The sequence below is a fragment of the Olivibacter sp. 47 genome, from assembly GCF_030372825.1.
In the GTDB taxonomy this organism is placed as follows: Bacteria; Bacteroidota; Bacteroidia; order Sphingobacteriales; family Sphingobacteriaceae; genus Olivibacter; species Olivibacter oleidegradans.
Map to the genome: position 1 here is coordinate 5,362,624 of NZ_JAUCNR010000001.1, position 14,325 is coordinate 5,376,948.

At 42.8% G+C, this 14,325-nt stretch carries 14 protein-coding genes; 13 read left to right on the forward strand and 1 reads right to left on the reverse strand.

The genetic code is table 11. The features are described from left to right. Positions 1-462 precede the first annotated feature (462 nt). From QT327_RS23320 to QT327_RS23370, 11 genes are all read left to right on the forward strand, one after another. On the forward strand, positions 463-885 hold the full coding sequence (locus QT327_RS23320) for a type IV pilin protein (RefSeq protein WP_130854336.1): 423 nt from the start codon (positions 463-465) through the stop codon (positions 883-885). A 15-nt stretch (positions 886-900) separates the two neighbouring features. After that, complete coding sequence (locus QT327_RS23325) at positions 901-1,434, forward strand: hypothetical protein (protein WP_149105246.1); 534 nt, start codon at positions 901-903, stop codon at positions 1,432-1,434. Further along, positions 1,412-2,857, forward strand: a complete 1,446-nt coding sequence (locus QT327_RS23330; protein WP_149105247.1) for a GspE/PulE family protein — start codon at positions 1,412-1,414, stop codon at positions 2,855-2,857. Before QT327_RS23325 ends, QT327_RS23330 begins: the two co-directional genes overlap by 23 nt. A gap of 4 nt (positions 2,858-2,861) precedes the next feature. Continuing rightward, complete coding sequence (locus tag QT327_RS23335; protein WP_289554128.1) at positions 2,862-4,835, forward strand: type II secretion system protein GspD; 1,974 nt, start codon at positions 2,862-2,864, stop codon at positions 4,833-4,835. Positions 4,836-4,907: 72 nt separating this feature from the next. After that, entirely contained in the window at positions 4,908-6,134 is a 1,227-nt protein-coding gene (locus QT327_RS23340; RefSeq protein WP_289554129.1) for a hypothetical protein, read from the forward strand. Next, complete coding sequence (locus QT327_RS23345) at positions 6,131-6,667, forward strand: hypothetical protein (RefSeq protein WP_130854332.1); 537 nt, start codon at positions 6,131-6,133, stop codon at positions 6,665-6,667. Before QT327_RS23340 ends, QT327_RS23345 begins: the two co-directional genes overlap by 4 nt. 37 nt (positions 6,668-6,704) lie before the next feature. Continuing rightward, the gene (locus QT327_RS23350) at positions 6,705-7,658 is read left to right on the forward strand and encodes a fibronectin type III domain-containing protein (protein WP_289554130.1); all 954 of its coding nucleotides are present in this window, start codon (positions 6,705-6,707) and stop codon (positions 7,656-7,658) included. 5 nt (positions 7,659-7,663) lie between these two features. Then, positions 7,664-8,149, forward strand: a complete 486-nt coding sequence (locus QT327_RS23355; RefSeq protein ID WP_289554131.1) for a hypothetical protein — start codon at positions 7,664-7,666, stop codon at positions 8,147-8,149. Between the two features lie 126 nt (positions 8,150-8,275). After that, entirely contained in the window at positions 8,276-8,875 is a 600-nt protein-coding gene (locus tag QT327_RS23360; RefSeq protein ID WP_289554132.1) for a toxin-antitoxin system YwqK family antitoxin, read from the forward strand. 228 nt (positions 8,876-9,103) lie between these two features. Next, positions 9,104-9,853 carry a hypothetical protein gene (locus QT327_RS23365; protein WP_289554133.1) on the forward strand — a complete coding sequence of 250 codons (750 nt, stop codon included), beginning with the start codon at positions 9,104-9,106 and terminating at the stop codon, positions 9,851-9,853. Between the two features lie 11 nt (positions 9,854-9,864). After that, positions 9,865-10,767, forward strand: a complete 903-nt coding sequence (locus QT327_RS23370) for a hypothetical protein (protein ID WP_130854326.1) — start codon at positions 9,865-9,867, stop codon at positions 10,765-10,767. Between the two features lie 19 nt (positions 10,768-10,786). Here QT327_RS23370 and QT327_RS23375 read toward each other — a convergent pair whose 3' ends face one another. Next, entirely contained in the window at positions 10,787-11,932 is a 1,146-nt protein-coding gene (locus tag QT327_RS23375; protein WP_289554134.1) for a type II secretion system F family protein, read from the reverse strand. 196 nt (positions 11,933-12,128) lie between these two features. On the opposite strand from QT327_RS23375, the gene QT327_RS23380 reads away from it, so the two are divergent. Further along, the gene (locus tag QT327_RS23380; protein ID WP_289554135.1) at positions 12,129-13,076 is read left to right on the forward strand and encodes a tail fiber protein; all 948 of its coding nucleotides are present in this window, start codon (positions 12,129-12,131) and stop codon (positions 13,074-13,076) included. 477 nt (positions 13,077-13,553) lie between these two features. Further along, the gene (locus QT327_RS23385; RefSeq protein WP_289554136.1) at positions 13,554-14,279 is read left to right on the forward strand and encodes a hypothetical protein; all 726 of its coding nucleotides are present in this window, start codon (positions 13,554-13,556) and stop codon (positions 14,277-14,279) included. Positions 14,280-14,325 lie beyond the last annotated feature (46 nt).

The following is a 14,325-nucleotide window of genomic DNA, read 5'->3' on the forward strand; positions in this document are numbered from 1 at the left end:
TGGCTATCAAAATTTTACATAAAATATTTAGTGTTAAATATAAATAGTTGGAGAAATAGCTGTTCGTTAGCTAAAAAACTGGCCTCAAAACCTTCGGATAGCATTATCTAAGTAATGGCACACCCTTAGAAAGAAGGTTTTAAGCCAGGAGTTTTGGTTACTTTTTGCGGAAAAAAGTAACATGTAATTGAATTAAGACACGTTTAGGTATAATATCCGATACCCATGTAGATTATGTTACATATAATTACTATGCGGTAAAGCTCGATAAGGTCAAAAATGAATTGGCAGCCATAAGAAAAGGCCATTAGTCATAATCAACAAATTAATTTATTAACATTTTTTGCGAGAGTTATTTTTCTACTCTATATTTAGCACGGAATAAAGGATGCCGCGTCTGAAAAATAACCTTTACTTAGCGAATATTTGGGAGCGGCTGTGTTAAAATCAACGGAAAAACCTATGCGGAAGCGATCAACCTTTAAGTTTAAGCGTAAACTAAAAGCTTTTTCTTTGACAGAAGTGCTGGTGGTATTGGTCATCATCGGTATCCTGGTGTTATTGGCTTTGCCCAATCTGATGCCGCTGATCACCCGTGCAAAAAGCACGGAAGCGAAAGTGCAGCTGGAACATGTGTATACCTTAGAAAAAAATCATTTCTTCGAACGTTCAAAATACAGTACCGACTTAACGGATATTGGTTTTGAACAAGAGAAACTGACAACCGATGGCGGACAGGCTAACTACCGAATCGAAATTGTAGATGCCGGTACAACTACCTTCCTGGCCCGGGCCACTGCCGTCGTAGATTTCAACGGCAATGGTACCTTCAACGTTTGGGAGATTGATCAGGATAAAAACCTAAAGGAAACGGTTAAAGACTAGCTTTGAACTTGAGTTATGCAACCCCTCTTTGTGATATTGATTCTATTGGCCTTATCCTATATGGCTTGGCAGGATTTTGCCGATCGGGCGATCGATTGGTTTTTGTTTCCTGTTGTGGCAGCGTTACTGGTAGTCAATAGTATTCTCCTGCGCGCTTTTGCCTGGAATCACTTGCTGGTCAATATCGGACTGCTAAGCGTACAGCTTGCATTGGTAGCCCTTTATTTTAAGCTTAGCCGCGGGCAGCGTTTATTTGCCGGGCAACAGCTATTGGGCTGGGGCGATATTCTTTTTTTTCTTGTCCTTACCCTTGCCTTCTCGCCGCTTAATTTTATTCTATTCTACATTGCTAGTCTACTACTTACATTACTGTTCTTTTTGATTTTAGCGCTGGGAGGCCGAAAAGTACACAGTATTCCGTTAGCCGGTTCACAGGCCGTCATCCTGATTGCCGTCTTTCTGATCGATATAAAGCAATGGGGACTTTATTTATATAATGATAATCTTTTATTCAACTTCCTAAACCATGCCAACGTCCACCTCCCTTGATACCTTCGTATTTCTTCCAAAGGATATCCAGCTGTTAAGCGTGGAGCAGGCTTGGTATTACCGGGCAATTCCCAAAGGGCAGGACGGTTATGTGCTTTATTATTCAGATCATTTAGAAAACAAACCCGCCTTGTTGGAAGAGCTGGAGATGGTGTTGGGACTACCTGCTAAAGTTGAGGTAATAGATACTGCCAGATTGAATCACTACCTCCATAAATACTATTTCCGCGAGGAGCAATCCGCCCAAGGAGCACAAAAGGAAGAAGCTTATGCAGGGAGCTCCGACGATTTTTTGGTTGATCTCATTGCAGAGGCGAGGAAGCTGAAAAGCAGCGATATCCATTTGGAAATTTATGAAGAGCGCTGCCGGGTGCGGATTCGTATCGACGGTCAGATGATCGAGCGCTACAGCTTGGATAAAACCGAATATCCCGCCGTAGTTAATAAAATAAAGATTCTTTCGGGGCTCGATATTGCGGAAAAGCGCTTACCGCAGGACGGGCGGATCAATTTTGTGCATGGCGACCTCAAGTTTGATATCCGGGTATCCATTTTGCCGACCTTGCACGGCGAAAAAGTAGTCATGCGTTTGCTAAGCAATGATGCTACGAATATCGACTTACACAGCTTGGGTTTTTCTGAACCGGATTTACGCAATTATTTGGAAGGTGTAAAGCGCCCGAATGGTATTGTGCTGATCAGTGGGCCTACGGGCTCGGGTAAAACGACGACCCTTTATGCAACCTTAAAACTACTGAATCTGGATACGCGGAATATTCTCACCATTGAAGATCCGATTGAATATACATTGGAAGGAATCAACCAGGTACAGTTGAAAGAAAGTATCGGTCTTACATTCGGTGCGGCACTGCGAACATTTTTGCGACAAGATCCGGATATTATTATGGTAGGCGAGATACGGGATACCGACACCGCCACCATGGCCATCCGCTTGGCTTTAACAGGGCACTTGGTCCTTTCTACGATCCACACCAATTCAGCATGGGGTACGATCTCCCGTTTGATCGACATGGGGGTGCCACCGTTTCTATTGGCAAATACCTTGAATACTTCCGTGGCACAACGCCTCTTACGGATCCTTTGTCCGCATTGTAAAACGGAGGAAACTTTCGATACTGCTCTCTACCCGCAACAATTCAAAGCTTTTTATGAGGTGAAGAAGCATTGTGTGGCGAAAGGTTGTAACCATTGTTTTCATACCGGCTACAAAGGTAGAAAGGCAGTGTACGAGATTATTCCGATTGATCGAAATCTATCGGAAAAGATTAAAAACAATGTCTATGATGTCAGCGAAGAGTTGCACGAAAGAAAGCTTAAAACATTGGCAGAAAATGCCTTCGAATTATTTGCCGCAGGCGAAACGACGATAGAAGAGATTTATCCTTTACTTTTTAATTTTTGAGCATTTGGGAAAGAAATATTTACACGAAAAAAGAAAAAGCTGGGTTGCATATGTGCTGGGGATGGGGCTTTTGTTCCTATTGCTCCAAGCATGGCCGTCCAGTCTATGGGCGCAGCAAGCAGATCGTTTGACGCGTTACGAGCAGCGCCTGCATGAACTGGCCGTACTATCGCCCGGTCTGGCCGAGAAGGTCACACTATCGGTTGCAGGCGCCAGCTTACAGGAATTCCTGCGAGCCTTGGCCGAAACTTCTAACACCAATATCAATGTGGATCCGAACTTGCAACTACGGGTTTACAATAATTTTCAGGGAGAAACACCTATCAATATTCTCCTGTTCATCGCCAAAGAATATAACCTCGATTTAGGTTTCACCGGAAGCATCATCTCCGTGACGGCCCTTGACCCCTCCAAGGTACGTCAGCCTGCACGCCCCGTGCAAGCTACTTATGATGCTGCCAATAAGCTGATCAGCTTGTCGCTTGAGAACGATAGCCTGGTGGTGGTTGCCCGCACGATTACGCAATTAACCGGTACGAATGTGATTGTGACGAATGATCTACAGGGCAAACAGGTGAGCTTATTTGTGCAGGGTATGGAGTTAGGCGCCGCTTTACGCCAGTTAGCATTTAGCAATCAGGTGAAGCTGGCAGAAACAGCCGGTGGTTCCTTTGTATACTTACCGCTAGGGCCTAACGAGGAGAACTTTATTAACGGCCAGTCAGAACTGAGCACGCGTCGTCTGCCGATCCAGCAAACGCCTTCTGATGGTAATCCGCAGTTTTTTCTTGATGCCACCGATAATGGCTCGGGCGCTAAATTACTGAGCATTGAGGCGCAAAATACCCCCATCGATCAGATCATAAAGAAAGCAGCTGCGCAGGTGGAGGCGAACTACTTTCTTTTCAGTGGTTTGCAGGGGAATGCGACCGCTAAGTTGACAAACGTAGGTTTTGATCAGCTGTTAACCTCACTTCTGAGGGGCACTGTCTATACCTTTAAAAACGATAATGGGATTTACCTGATTGGAGAAAGGCGCTTAGAAGGTCTTCGCGAAATTAAAGCCGTACATTTACAACACCGTTCGATCGATACCGTGCAGGCTATGATTCCGGCCGAGTGGAAACAAGGCGTGGAGATAAAGGAGTTTCGCGAGCAGAATACACTCCTCTTAGCCGGATCTGCTCCACAGGTCAATGAAATCGCTTCCTTGGTAAAGCAATTGGATGTGTTGGTGCCTATGATTTTAATTGAAGTCAATATGCTGGATGTACGGAAAGGGCATACCATTAGTACAGGCATTACCATGGGCGTCTCCGACTCCGTTCGAACAGGAGGTGAATTGCTTTCATCCAATGGTACCGATTTTACCTTTGGTGCCCGTTCCATTAACGATTTCTTGTCGCGGATCGGTACTGGATCTTTTAACCTCGGGCGGGTTTCACCCAATTTTTATGTACGCTTAAGGGCTTTGGAAAATAACAATAATGTGGAGATGCGTTCCGTGCCTAAACTCTCAACGCTCAATGGGCATTCAGCTGTGCTAAGTATCGGAAGTTCGCGTTTTTATAGTGTGTCAACCCAGAATCAGATAGGTTCTTTGACGCCACAGAATATTGTTACCCAGCAATTTAACGAGATTAAAGCAGCTACCACCATCAAAATCAAGCCGATAGTATCGGGGGATGAACAGGTGACATTAAATATTACGGTTGACATTTCTGACTTTACGCAGGATACACCGATCAACCAACCACCGCCCACCTCCACCAGTATGTTCGAATCGATTATCCGGATACGGAACGAAGAGACGGTGGTATTAGGTGGTATCGAGCGCTATGAAAATGCCGAAACAGGTGGCGGCGTGCCGCTCCTGTCCCGTATACCGGTGTTGAAATGGATTTTTAGTAATAAAACAAAATCAAAGAATAAAGTGGTGTCGGTGGTGTTTATTAAGCCGACGATTATTTATCAGTAATTAAAAAGCTTGCCTCCCGCAGGGATGGTAAAAATTACTAAAAGCTGATAACTGACAGCTAACAACTCTAAAATGTTTAAAGAACAGCTCCTTTCATATGCCCGCCATATCCCGCTGCTAGCAGCGGTGGAAGCTACTTTTGCCGAGAAAGGACTGCTCATGCAATTGGTGCTGCTAAAACGAAAAGGGAATGCCATTGAAGTTTTACGGAGAGAAGGCGATATTCCAACCGTGGAGAAACTACTAAGCATCCTGCCTAAAGGAGTGCCTATTGCGCTTTCGCTAAATGGTAAGGGGATTATCCATCGCTTTGTTAGAAGCGTGGATCTCAAAGATGATATGGATCTACTTCGTTTGGTTTTGCCAAACGCTAAAAAGCAGGATTTTTATCTACAAAAGAATTCACAGAGCGTGATGGAAGTACTCTCGGTTATCCGCCGAGATCGTTTGGATGAGCTATTACTACACGTTGCAAAAATACAGGAGCAGCTACTTTCCGTAAGTTTAGGACCTTTTCACATAGCAAGTCTATTGCCTGCCGTTGTTAAAGAGGGGAGCGAATTGCTGCAAGTGGCCCGGCACCATTTTGAACTAAAAGAAAATGAAATAATTTCCTATCAATGGGAAGAGGCGGAACAACCGGGACGCATTATACGGATTGGCGATGAGGAAATGAACGAACGCTTTTTAGTTGCCTTTGCACTCGGTTTTCTCGTGCTCAGCGAGATGCCTATGGCAACCTTAGCCGTAGATAGCCTTGCCGGTAGAATAGAAGATAAACGACAAGAATGGTTTTTTAAACGATCAGCGCTTCTATTGGGTGTCTTTTTCTTATTGATCTTATTGTTAAACACCTTCTACTTCTTACACTATAATGGAAAAATGGCGGATACCAGCTTGAGTGACGTCTCTTTGCTAGATAAGGAGATTAAGCAGCTGAAGGATGTGCTGAAGGGTCAAGAGCAATTGGTTGAAGTGATTAACTACACGGAAAGGGGCGATAAAGAACCGCTGAGCTATATTGCCGATCAGCTGGGCGCTTCGGTGCCCAAATATATCAGCTTAGATGAATTGAACTTTTTTCCGCAGGACGAAATTGCGAGTAGAAAAGAACGAAGGCCAAAATATCAATCCGGATTGATACGCATTACAGGTACAACGGAAACTATAGGCGCCCTCAACCATTGGGTAAAAGTGATAAGCATGATGAGTTTTAGCAAAGAGGTTGCCTTGGTAGACTATAAATACGATGAAAAGCAGGAGCGGGGGGTATTTAACCTTAAATTGATTTTGCGATGAAAGGATTTTGGACAACATATACCTGGCAGCAGAAAAACAAATGGCTATGGTGGGGTGCCCTGCTGTTCTTGTTCGTCGTCTATCAGATGAGCATCAAGAAAACATTGGAGTTACGATCGGCCTATCACACAGCCCGTGCGGCCCAGGCGAATTCACAACAGAAGGAAACCGAGCTGTCGCAGCTTAGGGCACGGATGCAAAAGGTTGGCAGCGCGGGTTTCGTGAACGCTTCGGATAAAGGCAATGCGAAAGTGAACATGTTAAATATTGTGGCCTCTGCGGCAGAGAACAACGGGTTGGTGATTAAAGACGTACCACCTACGAAGGCCGTCACTGCAGAGGGACTGACCGTGAACTATGATGAATATTGTTTGGTGGGGAGTTATAATGACCTCCTGCAATGTTGGTATGAGATCGAAAAAGGCAAGGAACTGAATTTAGTGAATGTCGCTTTTCGGAAGGAATTGAATGCGCTTACAAGAACAGCCGAGTTGAAGATGTATTTAACAACGGCTTATGTGGCGGGGGATTAGTTGCCAGTTATTCGGTTAACGCAAAAAAATTAAGATAATGAACTGTAAAATTAACGTTTTCATCCTGTTCATAGGATTGCTTTTCACAGCCTTTGGTTGTAAAGAGTTTTTGGAAGAAGATATTAAAGATAGGCAGATAACGCTTCTGTCGCCGGGTAACCAGGCACAGATCCCAACCTATACCGTTACCTTCTTATGGGAGCAGCTAGACGATGCCTTGGAATACCGCTTGCAGGTGGCATCGCCCGATTTTGATTCGGTATCGCTATACTATGCCGATACAGTGGTAACCGTTCCGAAGTTTACGTTGAGTTTAGAGCCGGGTATCTACCAGTGGCGGGTACAGGCCCGTAATGGTAGCAGCGAAACGGTGTATACCACGCGCGCTTTTGTGATATATGAGTCGGACCTAAGTAAGCAGGTAGTGGTGCAAACCGATCCTGCAGACCAGCTCCTAACCGCAAATACCGCTTTACGCTTTGGATGGCAAACCCTATTCGGTGCTACAGGTTATCGATTGCAGATCGATACGAATAACTTTACCGATCCCGAAAATCTTTTATACGACAGTGTATTGGAAAGTACGGGGCATAATTTTACTATACCAAAAGAACAGGTATACCAATGGCGGGTAAGAGCGGAGTCGGACACCTCGCAGTCGCTGTGGTCGACCGTTCGCCAATTTACATACGACAGAACACCTCCTGCGGTGCCTACAATGACCGCGCCGGGGAATAATGCTTCCGTGCCAAGTCCCGTTACCTTGCGATGGGAGGCCGTAAGCGATGCAGTGAAGTATCAACTGTATGTATATAAAAGCGATTCAACCACGCTGTATAGCTCCACATATCCCCTAAGCTTGGAAGGCACCAGTCACAATTTTACAAGCAGTAGTATCGGCGAACGGGTGATATGGCGCTTACGCGCGACAGATAAAGCAGGGAATACCAGTGGCTATTCGAGCTACCGAAGTTTTATGATCAATCAGTAATGAAGGTGAAGAAGAAACTAACCATACCACTTTTATTATTAGTACTCCTGATATGGGGCTGGATCTTCTATAAAATCATCCAAGCCACGGAAGATCCTATTTTACCGACACCGGTAATGGTAGCAGAAAAAAAATCGATGCCCAAGACGAATTTAACGGATACGATCACGAGCTTTAAGCCAAAAGGAGGCTACCGCGATCCGTTTTTGTCTGCCGAAATAGAAGCCGAACCCGAAGTAATAGAAGCAGGCCAGGTGGTCGAAAATTATAATCCATCACCTCAAGAACCTTATATCGATTGGGGCATGATTAAGTATCTCGGAGAAGTGACGAACGCAAAAGCAAAAAAGAGCGTCATTTTGATGGGACTGAATGAAAAGGATTTTATGATAAAAGTAGGTGAAACAAGGGAGGGAGTTACCTTGTTGCAAAATACACCTACTTATATTAAGATAAAATATCAAGGACAGGAGAATGTAATGACGAAATAATTAGTTAAGGAATTGTTGAGTTGTTAAATAGTTAAGTAGTTAAATCGTCGGGTTGTACGTTACGAGCTGTGAGCGCGGCCATAGTCTACGGTCTTGATACTTATGTCCTGATACTAAAAAAAAACTATGAAATTAAATTTTACACTGATTATCGGAACCTACCTGCTATGCTTCTCGCTCCCTTCTTATGGGCAAAAGGAATTATTGGAGGCGCTCCCCTATAAAAATAAAGCGACCATTCGTCATGCAGATGGTTCTTTTCAAGTCGCGGAGCTCAATGTAAAAGAAAAAGTAGAACAAGCAGACCCAAAGAAGATCTATGCTTGGTATCTGCGGGATAGTATACGCTATACACAGGGCGCTTTTAAGGGCCGCGTTTTGCACGGCGCCTATCAGGAGCTATATCCGGACAAAAGTTTAAAGGTATTGGGTGCTTATTATAAAGGCTTGAAAACGGGCGAATGGCGTTACATGGATCCGAACGGTACACTTCGACGGTTATCGACCTGGTACTTGGGAGAAGAAAACGGGAAATATGCACTCTATGATGAACAGGGACAGTTAAAGGAAAAAGGGCGACTGTTCAAAGGGCGTAAGGAGGGAGTCGTCACTACCTTTCATCCGCAAGACAGTGTGCAGAAGCAATATACCAAGTTCAAGCACAATACCGCTCAGGAGAAAGCAGTAAGTTGGTTTGATAAGGCTAAATTGTTTTTAGGCTTTTGAGATCTATTTTCCAAATGCATGATATGGAAATTAATGTATAATATTGTTTAAAAATATTTACTTATTATATTACATTTACTTTAAAATTAACTTAAATCTATTTTACATGATTCAAAATCAGTCTCTCAGGGGAGCTTAAACTGTAGGCTTACTGTCTTGATACAATAAAGAATTACTTTCATTGCTTTGAGGAGCATTTAGTTCTAATTACATACAATTTTATCAATAATGAAAAAAGTCTTTTTGTTAGCCTTCGCTTTTTTGTGGCAATTCTCATCCTATGCTCAAACAAATAAACTTCAAAGTACAGGCAATGCTGGTATTGGCACGGTTAATCCGGAAATGCCGTTGCACATTCTAAATGGTACCGCTACTACTACTTATCCGTCTGTCACGAGCCGAGGTGATGGAGCTATACTGGTTGAATCGTCTAATAATGCTTTGGAATTTGGTACGGCAAGAAGCATAAATGCAAGGCGCTCTTGGATATTAGCAAGACATTCGGATTTAACGGGTGTATATGGAATGTATTATAGCGATCTACATCTTCAGCCCGATATTGGAAATAAGACCTATTATAAAGGAGTATCAATAGGTTATAGCACACAAACAGCGGTGTCTTATGGTACTTATCTTGCCGTTAACGGAAAAGTAGGTATCGGAACCACTGCTCCCTCCGAAATGCTGACTGTCAACGGCACCATCCGTGCAAAAGAGATCAAAGTAGAAAGTGGCTGGGCCGATTATGTTTTCGACGAAAATTATAAACTCATGTCCTTAGCCGAAACCGATCAATTCATTAAAAAGAATAAACACTTGCCAGGTATCCCAAGCGAAAAAGAAGTCAAGGAAGAGGGGGGCAGTTTAGGAGAAATGAATAAAAAGCTGTTGGAGAAGATCGAGGAGCTGACACTTCACATGATTCAACAGCAGGAAAAAATAGAACAGCTTGAAGCTAAATTAGAGGGTTTAAATTAACTGTAAATGATATGTTTGATATTAAATCGATTGCCAGTTCATTATTGCTTTTTGGGATACTTTCTTATTCATATGCTCAAAATAAGTTAACTGTTCCAGATACCAGAGCAGTTGTAACTACGCCGACTTCCTATGCACAGAGCTTCGAAGTCAATTTCAAACAAAGCACAACGCTAGGACTTCCGGTCGGAAACTTTTCAACGGTCGTGGGGCTCAGAGGTTGGTACAACGATTCCGGAGGGAAGTCACATGAGTTAGCTTTTTCCAATAGCGACCTTTATTACCGTTCCGGTTTTAATAGCGGTTGGGAAGTTTGGAGAAAAATCTTAGCAGAAGATATCAATGGAAACATAGGAATAGGTACGACGAGTCCTGTCTCCAAACTGGATGTACGGGGAAGCATCAATGCGTCTGACTATATCCGTTCCCAAAACCCAGACAACAACGAAGCGGTTGTTTTTTTGGGATGGCTGAATAACGTTCCTAGACTCCGCATAGGTGGCACAGGTGTAGGCTCTGCTAACGGATTCGATATTCAACTCTCAGGAGATGTCAGTGTGATGCGCTTACTTGCGAATGGAAATGTTGGTATCGGAACTACTACTCCCAGTACCAAGTTGGCAGTCAACGGCACCATCCGTGCAAAAGAGGTCAAAGTAGAAAGTGGCTGGGCCGATTATGTTTTCGACGAAAATTATAAACTCATGTCCTTAACCGAAACCGATCAATTCATTAAAAAGAATAAACACTTGCCAGGTATCCCAAGCGAAAAAGAAGTCAAGGAAGAAGGGGTCAGTTTAGGAGAAATGAATAAAAAGCTGTTGGAGAAGATCGAGGAGCTGACCTTGCATGTGATCACACTTAACAAGGAATTAAGCGAAGTAAAGCAACAACTTAAGGAACGGGAAAAGTAGGCTTTATTGCCTATTTTCTCTATCCAAAACTTCCGCCCATTTGGAAGAGAGGGAGATACATGGCGATTAGAATAATCCCTACTACGAAACCTAAAAAAATAATAATAAACGGCTCCAGCATGGAAGAAATCAAAGCGGACTGGTGTTCAATATCGTCACTGTATTGCGTCGCAATTTTACCAAAGAAGTCGGTCAACTGATTAACTTCCTCGCCTACTTTAATCAGCGAGATGAGCTTAATGTCGTAGATTGGAAAATTACGCAGGCTTTCATGTAAACTTTTGCCTTGTAGAATGTCTTTTTCTATCGTTTCCAGCGAAATCTCGATGGGGTAAAAGCCAACCATTTGTCGACTTAACTGAATAGCGCGAATAAGCGGAACTTTCGAGCCTGTTAATAAAGACATCGAATTGCAGAAACGGGCTAAATAAATCTTACGGATCATCACGCCAAAAATAGGCAACTTCAAAAGCACCGAGGCGCTAGCTTTTCGTAGCCACTCTTTCTTCCGCTGTAAATATAGCCAGGTAATCACACCGATGGCAATCAGCAAAAACAAAAAGGCATATTTTCGCGTAAAGTTAGAGACGTCAACGATTACCTGCGTAATGGCCGGTAGATCGCTTCCCGATCGTTTGAAAATATCACCGAACATGGGCACAATGAAATTCATCATGAAAAAAATAGCACCGATGGAAGTGGCGGTAACGATCGCCGGATACATTAACGCTCCGGTAATTTGACGCTTCTGCTTTAATCGCTTACGGTAGAACAGTGCCAACTCTTCCAATACCTCACTGAGCTTCCCCGTTTCTTCCCCAATTTGGATGCTGTAATACTCATAAGGCGTAAAATCTTTATGTTGTTGTAATGCTCCCGAAAGCGAGCCGCCTTCAACAATGTTTTTCTTAATCTGCTCTAATAGGTCTGCTTCCTTGTGTTTTTGTAGTTGTAAAATAAGTAACTCCAAAGCTGATTTGAGATCAACACCGGCTTTAAGCAAGATAGATAATTCATGGTAGAGCGATTCCTTTTGTTTATCGCCCATGATCGCGAAAAGGCTGATGTCCTTGTTCAGGAATTCAAATACATTGGCCGCGGGCTCCTTCGAAACCGTCGTTCTGTTAGGAACTTGTTTGAACTGGTTGATGTTGATTCCGGCCATAGTTTTTCTGTATACAAACATATTCATTATCGATAGGAAAACAAAGAGCATCTTGTCTGTTCCATAAGTTTAAAAATTAATTTGCAATTTATTTTAAATTTAGATTTTATTCTTACTTTTATTGTATGAATTATTCCTAAACCGGATAATCTAAATAGGACGTCATTTAAGTCAAACCGAAACTAGTATCATTAATATGACAAATTTTACAAAACACGCCGTTGCCGTGGCTTTCTTATTAGTAGGATTCCATTATGCGACCGTAGCACAAACCTTAGGTTCTGCCCAAGGAAACTTTCTGGAAATCAATTCCGTTTCAGGTAGTTCCTCCAATACTTTTTATAATAAGCGTTGGTTGGTACGCGACGCGACAGGTGCAGATTGGCTAACGGCAAGGTTGCATGACGGAATTGGTATTGATATATCTTTTTTAACTCCTATGTCCAATACCCGAACCTGGTGGGAACGTGATCCCTATCACAATATCCAATCATGGGGGCACGGAGCCGAAACCTATATGACGCTAAAAAACGGCCATGTAGGAATTGGTACAATCGATCCGACTTCAAAGCTTTCTATTGCCAGTATCAGCAATGGCTGGTTAATTGCCAGCAAAGCAATGGCGGTAGAGAAAGATCATATCAATGGAATTCAATTACTCAATGGCTACCCAAATGATACCAATAAATGGGCTGCGATTGCAGCAATCGCAGAAGATTTGCATAGCAATAATACAGGTTTGGCGCTCTATTCCAGTGCTGCCGAGCGGATACGGATTGCGGGTAATGGTAACGTCGGTATTGGCACCAGTACACCGAAAGCGAAGCTAGCCGTGGAAGGTAATATCGTAGCTCGAGAAATAAAAGTGGTTACCAACATTGAAGCACCCGACTATGTCTTCGAACCGGATTATAAAATGCTTCCATTGACCGAAGTTGAAAAATATGTAAAAGAAAATAAGCACCTGCCCGAAATTCCATCGGCTAAACAGATAAAGAGAGACGGATTGGATTTAGCGGAAATGAACCTGTTACTGTTGAAAAAAGTAGAAGAACTCACTCTACATCAGATTGACCTTTTGAAAGAGCTACAGCAATTGAAAAGTGAACTGAGTAATCACCTGAATGAAAATCATAATAAATAGCATAAAGGGATACTGATCTAATTAAAGCCTTAGCCTCGTAGTCTTATACAAGCTTATTATAATTTTATCAACATTTTTTGATATCTCATTTTTCTTACATATTTTTATCTTGATTAACAATAACTTAAATCTATTTGATATGGTAAAATAACCGAACCTGTTTTTGTATGCCTAAAGGTGTTTTTTAAACCTCAGAATAAATTTTATCGCTTATGCGCTAACAATGGCATATTTTGCCTAATGGCGATCAGTTTAGGTGTGGTACTTTTGAGTGCCAAAGGACTCTTATTGACTATAACCTAGATGTTATGATTAAACGGGAATCAATTATAACTAATGACCTGAAATTTTTAACTATTGTTGCGCATAACTCAGTATTATCTAACCAAGCAGCAAAAAAGGCCTACCCATGTTCCGTTGCGATTGATACTATATAAAACTAAAATAAAACGAATTTATATATAAAACAGTACTAAAATGAGACATCTACTCCTGTTTGCCCTATTATTATTCGGTATGGGCGCCTATGCACAAAACACCTTTCCATCCAGCGGTAATGCCGCTATTGGCATTGCGCCGGCGGCTGATGTTCCGCTATTGGTGAATGGGCTAATCCGTGGCATCAGCGGCGGACTTCAGATCCAGAATCCCGGGAGTGCTCCTAATGGATCCTGGATTACTTTAACCAGTCCTCGTTCGGCGCCTGGTTTGGCCTTGGCAGAAGGAGATGGCAATGGCAATATCGCCCGCCGGTGGGATACCTATGTAAAAGGCGGAGCTTACCACATTGCCGATAATAACTTCAGTACCACACAATCACGACTCACCATCACCACAGCCGGGAACGTCGGCATCGGAACGGCAACACCCTCCAATCTTTTGGAGGTAAATGGAACAATACGCTCAAAGGAAATTTTGGTGGAAAGTGCCAACTGGCCAGACTATGTTTTCGAAGATAATTACAAAATGCAATCGCTTGCTGAAATCGAAGCTTTTATCAAAGAAAATAAACACTTACCTGGCGTGCCCAATAAGATGGAAGTAGAGGAGAACGGAGTCAGTCTTGGAGAGATGAATCGGAAATTATTGGAAAAGGTAGAAGAGCTGACTTTGCATTTGATTGAGGAAAGGAAAGCTCGGATAGCAATAGAGCGAGCACTTACTAGCTTACAAAAGAGAGTTTATCGACAACCGAACCAATAATGCCCATGATTTGCAAGGGTTTTTATTCTAAATCTAACGGTACATT